The sequence below is a fragment of the Gemmatimonadales bacterium genome, from assembly GCA_035502185.1.
Classification (GTDB): domain Bacteria; phylum Gemmatimonadota; class Gemmatimonadetes; order Gemmatimonadales; family JACORV01; genus Fen-1245.
On the sequence record DATJUT010000094.1, the window covers coordinates 1 to 14637 of the forward strand.

Sequence of the window (14637 nt, forward strand, 5' to 3'; positions counted from 1 at the left end):
AAGGAGAAGGCCTACATCGCGGGCATGAAGGCCGACCTTCGGAACCTGGTCACGGCCCAGGAGGCGTACTTCGCCGACAACGTGACCTACGCGTCGGTGCTGTCGAACCTCAACTACAACGTCTCGGCCGGCAACACGGTGTCGATCTCCTCGGCCACCGGCACCGGCTGGGCAGCGACGTCGAGCAACAACGCCACGGCGAAGACCTGCGGGATCTTCGTGGGGAGCGCGACGCCGCCGGTCACCGGCGAGAACGAAGGCGCGCCGACCTGCCAGTAACCCTCTCCGCAGGACCATCGAAGGGCGGCCTCCAGGCCGCCCTTTGCATTTTGGCCTCGGGCGCACATCGTGGAGGCCATGGCACGACGCCCGGCCGGTGGCGCGGCCCCTCCCAAGCCGTCGCTCCGCACGGAGCTGCTCCTGAACCTCGCCGTGCTCGCGGCCGGAGCGCTGGTGCTCGCAGTCTTCACGGCCGTGCTCGTGCCGTTGCTCGGGCGCGGCTTCCTGGGCGTCGCGCTGATCACCGCGCTGGTGATGGCCGACGTCCTCATCTTCATCGGCTTCGGACGGTATCTGGTGTCGCGGCTGGTCACGGAGCCGATGGCGGCTCTGGTGTCCGTGACCCAGGCCGTCGCCACCGGTGAGATGTCGCGACGCGCTCCACCGGCGGACACCCGCGAGTTCGATCGCCTTGCCGAGAGCGTCAATCTCATGACTGAGCGGCTCCTGGACGCGCAGGGGGCCCTGGTGCAGGCCGAGAAGCTCGCGTCGGTGGGCCGCCTGGCGGCGGGCGTCGCGCACGAGATCGGCAACCCGTTGGCGGCGATCGGCAACTATCTGGAGCTGCTCGGCCGGCGCGGCGAGGCACCGGATCTGGTGGCTGCGATCGACCGGGAGGCTCGCCGCATCGACACCATCGTCCGCAGCCTGCTCGACTACGCGCGGCCGCGTGACGCGCGGCGCGAGCCGCTCGACGTGGGGGCGGTGGCCGAGCGAACGGTGGAGCTGCTGCGCGCGCAGGGCCTGCTGCGACTGGTGAGCGTGGAGGTCGTGCGCGCCGAGGGCCTTCCCGCGATGCTCGGCGACGCGCCCGCGCTCGAGCAGGTGTTCGTGAACCTGCTGCTCAACGCGGTGGACGCGGCCGGCGAGGGAGGGCGCATCGCGGTGGTCGCCAGCCCGGCGCGGCTGGGCGCGGTCGTGGAGGCCGAGCGGCGGAGCACGGACGCCGACGCCGGTGCGGCGGCCGTGCGCAGCGCGCGGCGGACGGGCCGTCACCTCGAGAGCGTCGCCGACGGGGCTCCGGCGGTGCAGGTCGTCGTCGGCGACAGCGGTCCGGGCGTGCCTGCGGACCTGGTCGAGCGCGTCTTCGACCCGTTCTTCACCACCAAGGAGCCCGGCAAGGGCACGGGACTCGGCCTGGCGATCGTGCAGCGGATCGTTCACGATCATGGGGGTCGCGTGGACGTCGCCCGGGCGCGGGAGGGCGGCGCCGCGTTCACCGTCACGTTCCCCGGGATGGCGCCGTGAAGCTGCTCATCGTCGATGACGAGCCTGGGCTGCGGCAGTCGTTGAGGCTGCTGCTGAGCGAGGAAGGCTTCGAAGTGGCCGACGAGGCGGATGGCGAGCGCGGCCTGTCCCGCGCGCTCGCCGAGAGCTTCGACGCCGTGCTGTGCGACGTCCGGATGCCGGCCCTGGACGGGCTGGAATTCCTGCGCCGCTACCGGGCGGCCGGCGGAGCGGCGCTGGTGATCATGATGAGCGCGTACGGCTCGGAGGACGCCGCGATCGCGGCGATGAAGGAAGGCGCCTACGACTACATCCCCAAGCCGTTCCGCGCCGACGAGGTCATTCTCGTGCTCCGGAAGGCCGAGGAGCGGGAGCGGCTGAGGCGGGAGGTCGAATCGCTGCGGTCGGCTCTCGGACCGAGCGCCGCGTCGCCGGGCATCGTCGCCGCCTCCGACGCGATGCAGGCCGCGCTCGACGTGGTGGCCAAGGTCGCGCCGCACACGACGACCGTGCTCATCACGGGGCCGAGCGGGACGGGCAAGGAGGTGCTCGCCCGCGAGCTGCACCGCCTGTCCCCGCGGGCGGAGCGGTCGTTCGTCGCCGTCAACTGCGCGGCCATCCCCGAGGCGCTGCTCGAGTCCGAGCTGTTCGGGCACGTGCGCGGGGCCTTCACCGGCGCGGTCGGCGATCACCGGGGACTGTTCGAGGAAGCGTCGGGCGGCACGCTGTTCCTGGACGAGATCGGCGACCTGCCCACCGGCCTGCAGGCGAAGCTGCTGCGCGTGCTCCAGGACGGCCAGATCCGGCGGGTCGGCGACCGCGCCGAGCGCCGGGTGGACGTCCGGGTGGTGACCGCCACGGCACGCGACCTCGAGGCGGACGTGGCGGACGGGCGGTTCCGCGAAGACCTCTATTATCGGCTCAACGTCGTGGCCATCCGGTTGCCGCCCCTCAGCGAGCGCCCGGAGGACGTCCCGCCGCTGATCGACAACCTGCTGGCACGGCACTGCGGCCGGCTGGGCCGGAGCGCCCCGGAGATCGAGCCGGACGCCCTGCGCACGCTGCTGGACTACTCCTGGCCGGGCAACGTGCGCGAGCTGTCCAACGCCCTCGAGCGCGCGCTGGTGATCGCCCGCGGCGGCGTGATCCGCCGCGCGGACCTGCCTCCGGCCGTCGTCGGCGGGGAGCCGCGGCGGCCGGCCGGGCGCCCGGCTGTCGCGTCCGATCTGTCGCTCCGGGCGCGCCAGGGCCAGCTCCAGGGCGAGGTGATCCGCGAAGCGCTGCGGCGCTGCGACGGCAACCGCCGGAAGGCCGCCGCCCTCCTCGGCGTCTCGGTGCGCACGCTGTTCTACAAGCTCAAGGAGCTCGGCATCACCGAGGGCTGATCGGCGGCGCGCGTTCGAGCGCGCCGCGCCACGATGGACGGGTGACGGTCGCCGCGTGTCACACCGCATCCTTGGCGCGTGAGCCGCACCCGGGGCTTCCTGCTGATCGAGGTGGTCGTCGCCGTCCTGATGGTGACGGTGGGCCTCATCGCGCTCGCCGCCACGGCCGGTGCCGTGGCGCGGATGGCGGGGCAGGGCCAGCGACGGGGCGGCGCCGGGATCGCCGCCGCTTCGCGACTCGAGGTGCTGCGCAGCGGCGGCTGCGCGTCGCTGGCCGGCGGCCGGGACTCCGCCGGTGCGTACCTGCTGCAATGGACCGTCACCACGCAGGGCGCCGTGCGCACCATCCAACTCGCCGTCGGCTACCCGGATGGACGGGACGTGCGCTCCGACCGGTTCGAGGCCGTCGAGTGGTGTCCATGAGCGCGCTGCGCGGCCGCGAGGTGGGCGTCACGCTGGTCGAGCTGCTGATTGGGCTCGTCCTGGGGGGCGTGGTCGTGGGCACGGTCGGCCGGGTCCTGCAGGACAATCAGCGCTTCTACCGATCGGAATCGCAGGTCATGGACGTCGAGGACGGCCTGCGCGCGGTGGCGCAGCTGCTCCCCGCCGAGCTGCGCGAGCTCGACGCGCGCGGCGGCGACCTCGTTGCCATCGGCCCGGATTCGGTCGGCATCCGCGCGACGCGGAGCCTCGCCGTGACCTGCGCGCCGGCGGACCCCGCGGCCGGGGTGGTGGTCCTCGCGGACAGCCTCACGTTCGGCTGGCGCGCGATCGATCCTTCGCGCGATCGCGCGCTCGTCTTCCGCGACGGCGATCCCGACACGGCCGACGACGACCGGTGGGTGGAGTTCGGCGTCGTGGGCGTCGGCGCCGGCCGCTGCGACGACGGAGGGCCGGGGACGTCCGTGCGCCTGGCCGGCGCGACGGCCGACCTCGACGGCGTGCCACCCGGCTCGCCGGTTCGGACCTACGAGCGCGTGGTGTACCGCAGCTACACCGACGACCAGGGGCAGGCCTGGCTGGGTGAGCGCGGCTACGGCGGGGGCGCCTGGTCGTCGCTGTCGCCCGTGGCGGGACCGCTGCGGCGGGTCGGCGGACTGTCGTTCACCTTCTACGATTCCGCCGGAGCGCCCGCCGCGGACCCCGGCGCCGTCGCCCGCATCGGCATCACGGTCCGCGGGCTGAGCGCCACCCCGATCGAAATCCCGGGCCGCACCACGTCGGGCCGGCAGTACGAGGATTCGGTCGCGGTGCAGGTCGCCCTGCGAAACAACTAGGATGCCCGTGACGAGCCACCCCCCGTCCGGCAGCCGCGGTTTCGCCCTGGCGGTGTCGCTGTTCGCACTCGTGCTGCTCGGGGCCCTGGTCGCGGGAGCGTTCTTCTCGGCCCGCCAGGCCATGCGCCTCGGGACGAACGTGCGGGACAGCCAGCGGGCGCTGGCCGCCGCGGAGGCCGGTCTCGCCGCAGCGCTCGGCGGATGGAGATCCGCCGCCTTCGGCGCGCTCCCTCCGGGCCGCTCGTCCGTCTTCTCCGGCATGCTGCCCGGTGGCACGGGGTCGTATGCCGGGACCGTCCTGCGGCTCAATCGCGGGCTGTTCCTCGTCCGATCCACCGGAACGGATGCCGGCGGCGTCTCCCGGCGAACGGTGGCGTGGCTGGTCCGCCCCGCGCCGGCGGCTCTCGCCGTCGCTGCGGCGCTGACCGTGACGGAGGGGCTCGAGCTGGGCAGCGGAATCGCCGTCGACGGAGAAGACCAGACGGTGGGACCGGGTTGCGCGGCGGCCGGCGGCGCGATGCCGGGCATCCTCGTCGCGGGTGCGACGCGGGTCCTGTTCACCGGTTGCGCCGACTCCTCGTGCGTTCGCGGCAGTCCCCCCTTCCGCGTCGCGAGCGCGGGGGAAGACTCCGCGGCGCGCGCGGCCGCGGACGGAGCGTGGGCGACGCTGGGGGCGGCGGCGGTCAAGGTGTACGAGGCGGGCGACTTGCCCCTCGAGCACCCGCAGCCGGTGGGAACGGCGACGGCCTGCGATACGGCGGTGCGCGAGAATTGGGGAGGGGCCTCCGTGCCGGGCTGCGCGCACTACTATCCGATCGTCCTGGCGCGGGGGAGCCTGCGCCTGGTGGGAGGCAGCGGACAAGGCATCCTGCTGGTGACGGGCGATTTGAGCGTCGACGGGGGCTTCATCTTCGAGGGCCCCGTCGTCGTTGGCGGGAGGCTCGTGGTCGAGGGCTCCGGCGGGCACTTCCTGGGCGGCGTCAGGGCGAGGAGCGCCACTCTCACGCCATCGGCGGCGGGGAGCGCAGAGCTGGTGTTTTCGCGCTGCGCGCTGGCCAACGCCCTTCTCTCGAACGCGCCGGCAAATCCCCTGGCCGAGCGCTCCTTTTCCGAGCTGTACTAGGGGCACGCTCGGTGTAAGTCGCTGATTGGGCGGTATTTCGGCTTCCTGGCTTCAAGTATCTTGACAAACTCCGTGGCCGGACGCTATCGTAGAGCGCCTTCTGGCCCTATTTTCGTCTATCTTCTTGCACCCTAAACGGATATGGCACCCTTCGGTCGAAAGAAGCGGACGGTGGGCCTCGACATCGGCAGCGGGCTGATCAAGCTCGTCGTCATCGAGCACGGCAAGGCCCAACCGGAACTGGTCAAGGTGGCAATCACGCCGGTCTTGGCGGATGCGATCGTCGAGGGCGAGGTGATGGACCCTGGGATCGTGGCGGATGCGGTCCGGGGTCTGTTCGTCACGGCCGCCATCAAGCAGAAGGCCGTGGTGACGGCCGTGGGTGGCCGCGACGTGATCGTCAAGAAGATCCAGATGGACCGGATGAAGGAGTCGGACGCGCGCGAGGTGATCCGCTGGGAGGCGGAACAGCACGTGCCGTTCGACATGGAGAACGTGGAGCTCGATTTCCAGATTCTGGATCCCGAGGGCGAAGGGCTCCAGATGAACGTGCTGCTGGTCGCGGCCAAGCGGGAGCTGGTGGAGAACAAGGTGTCGCTGCTGACGGACGCCGGGCTCACGCCGGACATCATCGACGTCGACGCCTTCGCCCTGCACAACGCGTTCGAGCTCAATTATCCGGACGAGCAGGCCGGCATGGTGGGGCTGCTCAACATCGGTCACGAAGTGACGAACATCAACATCCTCGAAGACGGCGTTCCGATTCTGACCCGGGATCTCGCGATCGGGACCCGCCGGTTCCGCGAGGACCTGCAGCGGGAGCGGGGCATGGGGGCGGAGGAAGCGGACGCGCTGCTGCAGGCGCGGGACCGCAACCCGGCGGTGGATCCGTACGTGGAGACGCGCGGCGAGGAGATGGCGGTCGGCATCGAGCGGGCGGCCGCGTTCCTCCAGACGGCGAGCCGCAGCGGCGTGGCGATGGGTCGGATTTACATGTCGGGCGGCGGGGCGCGCATTCCGGGCCTGGGCGAGGTGCTGGCCGACCGCCTGCGGGTGCCGGTCGAGAAGGCCGACCCCATCAAGAACGTCACGGTGCGGGAAGGCGTCTTCGACACCCTCCCGGTCGAGGAAGTCGGGCCCCTGCTGATGTTGCCGGTGGGTCTGGCCCTTCGGGCCGCATAGGACACGGACGAGCGACGCCATGATTGCGATCAATCTTCTTCCGGGCGCGAAGCGGAAGCGGGCCAAGGGTGGCGGCATCGCGCTGCCGAACGTCGGCGCCATGCTGGCGGCGGTCAAGGACCCGTGGCTGGTGGCCGCGATCGCGGCCTGGGTCGTGGTGGGCGGGCTCGGCACGCCGCTGTACCTGCGGCGCCAGTCGCAGGTCCGTGCGCTCGAGCCCAGGCTCCAGACCGCCAAGCGCGACAGCGTCACCTACGCGGGCATCCTGAACCGCCGGCACCGCATGGAGCAGACGCGCGACTCCCTGCTGGCGGAGATGCAGTACATCCGGGACATCGACCGCGATCGCTACGTCTGGCCGCACATCCTGGATGCGGTGGCCAAGGCGCTGCCAGACTACACCTGGCTCGACGACCTTTCCGGCCGGACGGCGGAAGGCGACACGGCCGTCGGCGGCGGCGCGTCGTTCACCGTCCAGGGGAAGACCGCCGGCGAGGCGCAGGCGGTCACCCGCTTCATGCGCAACCTGGAGGAGTCGCCGTTCGTCGAGGGCGTGACGCTCGTCTCGAGCGCGATGGTGACCGAGCAGGGGCGGGACGTCACCAGCTTCACGCTCAACGCGCACTACCAGATGCCGTCCCCTTCGATCCTGGCGATGGAGCCGCTGGCCGCGTCGATCGTGCAAGGCGTGCGTTCCGGCGGCGGCACGAGGCGATAGCTCATGGCCCTCATTCCGCAGGATCGGCGCGGCCAGACCCTCCTCCTGGTGACGGTGGTGGCCCTGGTCGTCGGCTACTTCGGGTGGTCGGGGCTGTCGCTGGCGGGCCTGCGCGGGATCGGCCCGATGGGCGTGCGCCGCGACTCGCTCCAGACCGAGCTCGACTCCCTCATCGCCCAGGTCGACCGCGCCAAGCGGGACGTGGCGCAGGGCGCGCTCACCGAGATGGAGCGGCGGCTCGGGGAGTTCCAGACCAGCCTGAACCTCATGCGCCAGCTGGTCCCGACGTCGTCGGAGGTGCCGAACCTCCTGGACGACATCGCCAGCCGCGCCAAGATGCGCGGGGCGACCTTCGCGGGCTTCACGCCGCAGACCGTGGAGTCGGGTTCGCCGTTCGACATCCAGCGCTACCGCCTGTCGGCGACGGGGCAGTACGACCAGGTCTCGGAGTTCCTCACGGACATCGCGAGCCTGCCGCGGATCATCGTCCCGTACGATGTGCACTTCCAACGGGTCCAGGGACCGGTCGCCGACACCAGCAAGACCCAGGCGCTGCTGCAGGCGACGTTCGCCGTCCGTACGTACGTGAAGCCGTTGGCGGCGGGTGACTCGACCGGTGCGCCGCCGCCGGCGCCGCGAGGTGGCGATGACTAGCCGGAGGTGGTGCCTCGGCGTGGCCGCGCTGGCGTTGCTCGGCCCGGTGGCGGCGCGCGCCCAGCGGGCGCCGGCCGCCAGGGCCGGTGCGGCCGCGCCGGGCCGGCCGAGCGTGCGCCGCGACACGTCGCTGGTGGGCATCGACACCACCGGCGGCAGGGTGGAGTACCGCCGCGAGGTCTATCACTACAGCGGCGGCTCCCGCGATCCGTTCCTGACGCTCATCAGCTCGAGCGACGTGCGCCCGACGCTCGCGGACCTGCGGCTGGTGTCCGTCATCTACGACCCGCACTACGGCCGCAGCGTGGCCGTGGTTCGCGAGGCGCCGGGCGACAAGATCCACCGCCTGAAGCGCGGCGACACCGTCGGCCGGCTGCGGGTGCTCCAGATCCGCCAGTACGAGGTCGTCTTCCAGATCGAGGAGTTCGGGTTCGAGCGTCAGGAAGTGCTGTCGCTCCAAAGGCAAGCGGAGGCCAATCCATGAAGCGAGCCCTCATCATCGCGTGCGTCGGCCTGGCCCTTGGGGCCGCCGCCGCGTCACGGCTCGCCGCCGTGCCCGCAACCCCGCCGCCCCATGCGGGACCGGGCGACGTGACGGCCGTGAGCGTGCTGCCGAGCCCGGGGCGGGCGGAGGTGGCGATCGACGTGCAGGGCGTCGTGCACGTCTCGGATTTCGTGCTGCGCGAGCCGGCCCGGCTGGTGCTGGACCTGGTGGGCGCGCACCTCGTGGCGCCGACGATCCAGTACGACGGCGTCGCCCGCGGCGGGATCCGGGACGTCCGCTACTCGCAGTTCCGCTCCGACGTCGTGCGCGTCGTGGTCGAGCTGGACCAGGCGCGCGACTACCAGGTGCGCCAGGACAGCGCCGGGGTGCACGTGACCTTCGCGGCGAGCCAGGCGTTCGCCGCCTGGTCGAGCGACGGCGCGCGCAACGCGGCCGCCGCGCTGCCCGCGGCCATTCCCGCGCATGCGCCGGCGGCTCCGGCCGCGGTCGCGCCCGCGCCGGCCGCGACGGCCGACGTCGAGAACGCCGTGCTGCGCAGCCAGCTCCGCTCGCCCTCGCAGCAGCCGCGCATCAGCGTGACCTTCGACCGCGCGAGCATCCAGGAAGTCATCGCCAACTTCGCGACCTTCTCCGGCCGCTCCATCATCGCCGGCAAGGACATCTCCGGCACGGTCACGGCCGAAATCAAGGACCAGCCCTGGGACCTGGCGTTCAACGCGGTGCTCGCCGGCCAGGGCCTGGCCGCCACCGAGCTGCCGGGCGGCATCATCCGGGTGGACAGCCGGGCCAACCTCGCGGCGCAGGATTCCCTCGAAGGCACCGCGACGACCATCGTGCACGTCAACTACGCCCGGGCGTCCGTGCTCGCACCGTCGGTCGCGCCGATGCTGTCGCGGCGCGGCAAGGTGGCGCCGGACACGACCACCAACTCGCTGATCGTCACCGACATCGCCTCGCAGATCGACACCATCGCGGCGTTCATCCGCGCGCTGGACCAGCGCACCCCGCAGGTGGCCATCCAGGCGAAGATCATCTTCGTGGACCGGACCGAGCTCGAAGAGATCGGGATGCGCTACGACCTCGGGACGTCCAGCCAGTTCTTCAACACCCTGATCGCGCGGCCGAACCCGCAGGACACGACGGGCAACACGCCCTACGACCCCACCCGTACGCCGCTGGTGGTGAACATCGGCGGTAACGCGGTGGCGGCGGTCGCCAACGCCTCGGCGCAGTTCGAGCAGAATCCGGCGCTGCGGCTCGTGTACTCGACGGTGATCGGCAACTTCGCGCTGTCGAGCTTCCTCGAGGCGCTGCAGTCGGTCCAGCTCTCGGACATCCAGGCCGAGCCGCAGGTCACGGTCGCCGACAACCGCCAGGCCGACCTGTTCGTCGGCGAGCGCACGCCGATCCGCCAGATCGACGTCGCGAGCGCCGGTGCGACGGCGACCGGCGGCGCGGTGGCGCGGGCCACCACCCAGCTGCAGCCCACCGGCATCCGGCTGACCGTCACGCCGCACGTGGTGGCGGGCACCCGCGAGGTGCTGATGGAGCTGCACGCCGAGAACTCGTCCCTTCAGGCGTCCACCATCGCCGAGGCCGGATTCGTCTTCGCGTCGCAGGAGGGCACGACCCAGCTGCTGGTGCGGGACGGCGAGACCGCGGTCATCGGCGGCCTGACCGTGACCAACATCACGGTGGCCAACCAGGGCATCCCGTTCCTGGTGGACCTGCCGGTCCTCGGCCGGCTGTTCGGCTTCCGGACCAGCCAGGAGGAGCGGCGCGACCTGCTGATTCTCGTGACCCCACACATCATCGACGATCTGGGCTCCGGTGCACCCGACAACCGCTAGTTCCGTGCTGCGCCTCGTGGCGCGAGCGGCAGCCCTCGCGGGCTGCGTCTTCGCTGTGGCCGTATGCGGCGAACAGGGCCGTTTCCCGACTTCGAGCGGCGGAGGCGGCGGGGGTGGCGGGGGCGGGGGCGGGGGCGGCGGGACCGCCGGCGCGGGCGCGGTGACGATTCAGCAGCCGTCCAAGGCGGCGACGGTGCCGGTGTCGGTCGGGGACAGCGTCTTCGTCCAGGTGAAGCTGAGCGACACGCACGGCATCACCGGCCTGGTGCTGACCGGCACCAGCGTCCGCGGCTCCGTGAACCTCGGCACCGACACCACGGTGACGCGGTTCACCTCCCGCTCGGTGACGCTCGCCAAGCCCACCGATACGACGATCACGCGCTACCTGCGCGCGGTGCTGACCGATTCCACGTCCGAATTCGTGACCATCACGGCGACGGCCGTCGACGCGGCCAACGACACCAGCTTCGACACGTCCGTGGTGCGGGTCGTCAACGGTCCCCGGGTTTCCGTGCTGCAGCCCGCGGCAGGCGCCGTCACCGCGGTCGGCAAGTCGGTGACCGTCCAGGTCCGCGGCATCCACCCCATCGGCGTCAAGGTCCTGGGGTGGCGCGCGACCGGCGTCGTGACGCAGAACGACTCGACGATCTTCGCGCCCGTGAACGGGGCGCTGGCCGACACGGAGACGTTCACCAGCACGCTCTCGATTCCGGCCGGCACGGCGGTGGGCAACGTCGTGATCGTGCCGTTCGCGACCGACTCGCTGAACGACCCGTCCGGCGTGTCGCCGGGCGTCACGGTCGCGGTCCAGACCGTGGTGGGCGACACGGTGGCGCCACTGGTGCAAGACACGATGCCGCTGCGGGTCGAGGTGGGCGACAGCCTCACCGTGACCGCCACGGACCCGAGTGGGATCACCAAGGTCGGGTTCCTGGTCCGCGACACGGCGGGCACGATCCTGCACGGCGATTCGGTGATCTTCGCCGGCGCCAGCACCAATGTGACGCAGCGGTTCCGGCTCGGGCTGGACACCCTCACGACCTTCCCGCGCATCGTGACCGTCGAGGCGTTCGGCGTCGACGGCGCGTCGCCGGGGAATCGCGGCGGCTCCAGCTTCACCAGCACGCCCAAGAAGTCGCCCGCCGCGGACAAGGACACCCTGACCGTCGTAGCCGGCACCACGATCTCGCTGCCGCAGGGCGGGCAGTTCGGCGACGCGGTCATCGACCACAACAACGTGGGCGGGAACGGCCCGGTCCTGCTGCTGACCAACACCCTGCTCAACCAGGTGGAGGTGTTCCGCCTCAACACCAACACGTTCGCGGCGCCGATCCGGGTGGGCTCGCAGCCCGTCGGCATCGCGCTGTGGCCGCGCGACACGCTCGGTGACAACGCCGACACGGTCATCGTCGCCAACTCGGGCGGGACCAACCTGTCGGTCGTGGACCTCGTGGCCGGCTCGGAGGTGCAGCGGCACCGGCTGGCCGACTACGTCGTCCAGACGGTGAAGACCGCCCCGACGGCCGCCGGCGGCATCGAGATCCTGACCACCGACTACGACCTCGCGGACCGCCCGCAGTACCTCGGGGCGGTGTGCCGCCACCTGGCCGGCGCCGCGTGCGACACCGTGTACGCCGTGTACTCGACGGCGCCCACCCCGGCGCAGCCGGGACCGTTCACCAGCCGCGGCTACCTGGCGTCGGAGAACCTGTCCGCGCCGATCACGGCGAGGAGCGGGCACCTCTTCTACGAGACGGCCTCTCCCGGCCTGGACACGCTGCAGGTCATCGCCGTCCGCGACACCCTGCCGGGCCAGCAGATCCGGGACACGATTCTCGGCGCGGGCATCGGCGAGCTGGTCGATCTGACCACGGTCGCCTTCCAGGAATCCACCTTCGTCCGCAACTCCGGCGACTTCAACCACGCCGTGATCGGCGAGGGCGGGTTCAATCAGGGCTTCGCGCGGGCGCTGTCGCTCGACGGCCGCGCGCCCATCACCAACATCAACCTGCCCCCGTGCCCCCTGAAGAATCCCACCACCGGGGCCACGATCGGGTTCTTGAACTGCACGGCGATCGTGGATCAGGGCGTCTCGCCCGGCGTGCTGGTGCGGGACTTCCTGGTCAACCGGGCCGCCCGGGTGCTGTCCGTCGCGACCAACTTCAACGGCCGGACCAGCCTGGTGCGGGCGGATTCGATCTACGCCTTCGACTACACGCTCAAGGAAACCGGTTTGCTGCCGGTGCCGAGCGGCCAGCCGGGGATGGACTTCGATCCCAACAACGCGTTCGACGCGAACACGCGCACCTCGGGAGCGCTGAACAAGAACGACCGCCTGGTGTTCGCGGCGCGGCCGGACCCGTTCATCGACGTCTTCGACACCTACTGGTATTCGCGGGTCACCACGGTCCCGATCCGGGACACCATCATCGGGCCCATCCGGGTGGCGAATTCGGGCGGCGTGCTGGTGCTGGTGGGCGTCACCACGCGCGGACTGGTCGTCGTGCGCCTGCCGAACTTCGTCAACCCGTACCCGGTGCGGCAGCAGCCGGGGGTGGCCCTGCCGCCGGTGCGCGTGATCAACACGCTGCCCCCGCGGTCGAGAGGCCGGCCGTAGCGCCGCGCCCCGCTTCGACGATCGAAGGAACGCCAGAGCCCGGCCGAGCGGTCGGGCTCGCGTTCTCTCGGGAGGGCGGCCCGTGACCGCGATCCGGTTCACTACCGCGGGAGAGTCGCACGGGCGCGCCGTCCTGGCCGTCGTCGAGGGCGTGCCGGCCGGCCTGCCGCTCCTGGCCGCCGACGTGGACGCCGAGCTCGCGCGGCGGATGCGCGGCTACGGCCGCGGCGCGAGGATGAAGATCGAGGCGGACCGGGTGCAGATCCTGGCCGGGGTGCGGGCCGGGGCGACCCTCGGCTCGCCGATCGCGCTGCTGGTCGAGAACCGGGACTTCGAGCACTGGCGGGACGTGATGGCGCCCGAGCCGTCGGCCGAACCGCCGCGGCGCCAGCTCACCCGACCCCGGCCCGGGCACGCCGACCTCGCCGGCGTGCTGAAGTACGACCGCGCCGACGCGCGCGACATCCTGGAGCGCGCATCGGCGCGGGAGACGGTGGCGCGCGTCGCGGCGGGCGCCGTGTGCCGCCGGCTGCTCGCGGAGCTCGGGGTCGAGATCGGCAGCCACGTGGTCGCCCTGGGCGGCGTCGTGGCCGCGCTACCAGGCCCGCTCCCCGCCCCGCTGGATCCGGTCGCCGACCGCTCTCCCGTGCGCTGCCTCGATCCCAAAGCCGAGCAGGCGATGGTCGCCCGGATCGACGCCGCCGCGGACGCCGGCGACACGCTGGGCGGCGTGGTGGAGGTGGTGGTCCGCGGGCTCGTGGTGGGGCTCGGAAGCCATGTGGCGTGGGACCGCCGCCTCGACGGCCGGCTGGCGGCCGCCCTGATGTCCATCCAGGCGGTGAAGGGCGTCGAGGCGGGCCTCGGCTTCGCCCTCGGCGCGCTGCCCGGGTCCCAGGCTCACGACGAGATCCTCCGCGCCGACGGCCCCGCCGCGGCCCCGAGCGGCGGCTTCGCGCGGCGCACCAATCGCGCCGGCGGTCTCGAGGGCGGGATGACGACCGGCGAGCCGCTGGTCCTGCGGGCCGCGATGAAGCCCATCTCGACGCTGATGCGCCCGCTCCAGTCGGTGGACCTGCGCAGCGGCCGGCCGGCCCCGGCGCAGAGCGAGCGCTCCGACGTCACCGCGGTTCCCGCGCTGGGCGTCATCGCGGAGGCGGCGGTGGCGCTCGTCCTCGCCGATGCCTACGTGGAGAAGTTCGGCGGCGACGCGCTCGCCGAGCTGCGTCGCAATCTCGACGGCTACCTCGCGCAGCTCGCGCGGCGTCGCGCCGGCTGGGAGCCGGTTGACTAGACGTCACGTCATCCTGGTCGGGTTGCCCGGAGCCGGGAAGACGACCGTCGGCCGGCTGGTCGCCGCGGCGCTCGGCGCGCCGTTCGTGGATCTCGACGAGGCGATCGAGCAGCGCGCGGGGAAATCCGTCGCCCGGGTGTTCGCGGAGGACGGCGAGGCCGCCTTTCGCGCGCTCGAGGCCGAGCTGGGCGGCGCCGCGCTCGCCGGCGCGCCCGCGGTGGTGGCGCCCGGCGCCGGGTTCTTCGCGCACGACGTTACGCGCGCGATGACCCGGGGGTCTGGACTGGTGGTTTACCTTGAGACCGGGCCGGAGGAGGCGGCGGCGAGACTCGGTGGGGCCGCGGGACGGCCGCTGCTCGCCGGGGGCGAGACCGGCGCGCGCATCGCGGCGCTGCTCGACGCCCGGAGTCCGAGCTACCGCCGCGCCGATCGCACCGTGGCCACCGGGGGACGCAGCCCGGACGAGGTGGCCGCCGCCGTGGTCTCGCTTGCCCGCGACCTCGCCGGCTGGTAGACTCCGCGCCCCGAC

At 72.3% G+C, this 14637-nt stretch carries 14 protein-coding genes; all 14 read left to right on the forward strand.

Annotation, left to right across the window (positions count from 1 at the left end):
• Positions 1–279: pilin (locus tag VMF70_11935; GenBank protein HTT68729.1), on the forward strand; the 279-nt coding region annotated here is incomplete at its 5' end.
• Between the two features lie 78 nt (positions 280–357).
• Entirely contained in the window at positions 358–1527 is a 1170-nt protein-coding gene (locus VMF70_11940) for an ATP-binding protein (protein HTT68730.1), read from the forward strand.
• Complete coding sequence (locus VMF70_11945; protein ID HTT68731.1) at positions 1524–2891, forward strand: sigma-54 dependent transcriptional regulator; 1368 nt, start codon at positions 1524–1526, stop codon at positions 2889–2891. The genes VMF70_11940 and VMF70_11945 overlap by 4 nt, the downstream gene beginning before the upstream one ends.
• Before the next feature lie 78 nt (positions 2892–2969).
• Positions 2970–3314, forward strand: coding sequence for a hypothetical protein (locus tag VMF70_11950; GenBank protein ID HTT68732.1), 345 nt, complete (start codon positions 2970–2972; stop codon positions 3312–3314).
• The gene (locus tag VMF70_11955) at positions 3311–4168 is read left to right on the forward strand and encodes a hypothetical protein (protein ID HTT68733.1); all 858 of its coding nucleotides are present in this window, start codon (positions 3311–3313) and stop codon (positions 4166–4168) included. The genes VMF70_11950 and VMF70_11955 overlap by 4 nt, the downstream gene beginning before the upstream one ends.
• A 7-nt stretch (positions 4169–4175) precedes the next feature.
• Positions 4176–5291 carry a hypothetical protein gene (locus VMF70_11960; protein ID HTT68734.1) on the forward strand — a complete coding sequence of 372 codons (1116 nt, stop codon included), beginning with the start codon at positions 4176–4178 and terminating at the stop codon, positions 5289–5291.
• Between the two features lie 171 nt (positions 5292–5462).
• On the forward strand, positions 5463–6473 hold the full coding sequence (gene pilM, locus VMF70_11965; GenBank protein ID HTT68735.1) for a type IV pilus assembly protein PilM: 1011 nt from the start codon (positions 5463–5465) through the stop codon (positions 6471–6473).
• Between the two features lie 19 nt (positions 6474–6492).
• Positions 6493–7191: a PilN domain-containing protein gene (locus VMF70_11970; protein HTT68736.1), complete on the forward strand. Its 699-nt coding sequence runs from the start codon at positions 6493–6495 to the stop codon at positions 7189–7191.
• A 3-nt stretch (positions 7192–7194) separates the two neighbouring features.
• Positions 7195–7845, forward strand: a complete 651-nt coding sequence (pilO, locus tag VMF70_11975; GenBank protein HTT68737.1) for a type 4a pilus biogenesis protein PilO — start codon at positions 7195–7197, stop codon at positions 7843–7845.
• Positions 7838–8329, forward strand: a complete 492-nt coding sequence (locus VMF70_11980) for a hypothetical protein (protein ID HTT68738.1) — start codon at positions 7838–7840, stop codon at positions 8327–8329. The genes pilO and VMF70_11980 overlap by 8 nt, the downstream gene beginning before the upstream one ends.
• Complete coding sequence (locus tag VMF70_11985) at positions 8326–10200, forward strand: secretin N-terminal domain-containing protein (protein HTT68739.1); 1875 nt, start codon at positions 8326–8328, stop codon at positions 10198–10200. Before VMF70_11980 ends, VMF70_11985 begins: the two co-directional genes overlap by 4 nt.
• A 160-nt stretch (positions 10201–10360) precedes the next feature.
• Positions 10361–12817 (forward strand): hypothetical protein, encoded by a 2457-nt coding sequence (locus VMF70_11990; protein HTT68740.1) that lies wholly within the window; start codon positions 10361–10363, stop codon positions 12815–12817.
• An 82-nt stretch (positions 12818–12899) separates the two neighbouring features.
• A complete protein-coding gene (gene aroC, locus VMF70_11995) occupies positions 12900–14108 on the forward strand; it encodes a chorismate synthase (protein ID HTT68741.1) in 1209 nt (402 codons plus the stop codon).
• Positions 14101–14622 carry a shikimate kinase gene (locus VMF70_12000; GenBank protein HTT68742.1) on the forward strand — a complete coding sequence of 174 codons (522 nt, stop codon included), beginning with the start codon at positions 14101–14103 and terminating at the stop codon, positions 14620–14622. The genes aroC and VMF70_12000 overlap by 8 nt, the downstream gene beginning before the upstream one ends.
• Positions 14623–14637 lie beyond the last annotated feature (15 nt).

Bases quoted from the DNA above. Each gene is read 5' to 3' on its own strand.
- VMF70_11940 (HTT68730.1), top strand. From the start codon at position 358: ATGGCACGACGCCCGGCCGGTGGCGCGGCCCCTCCCAAGCCGTCGCTC.
- VMF70_11955 (HTT68733.1), top strand. From the start codon at position 3,311: ATGAGCGCGCTGCGCGGCCGCGAGGTGGGCGTCACGCTGGTCGAGCTG.
- VMF70_11970 (HTT68736.1), top strand. From the start codon at position 6,493: ATGATTGCGATCAATCTTCTTCCGGGCGCGAAGCGGAAGCGGGCCAAG.
- pilO (HTT68737.1), top strand. From the start codon at position 7,195: ATGGCCCTCATTCCGCAGGATCGGCGCGGCCAGACCCTCCTCCTGGTG.
- VMF70_11980 (HTT68738.1), top strand. From the start codon at position 7,838: ATGACTAGCCGGAGGTGGTGCCTCGGCGTGGCCGCGCTGGCGTTGCTC.
- VMF70_11985 (HTT68739.1), top strand. From the start codon at position 8,326: ATGAAGCGAGCCCTCATCATCGCGTGCGTCGGCCTGGCCCTTGGGGCC.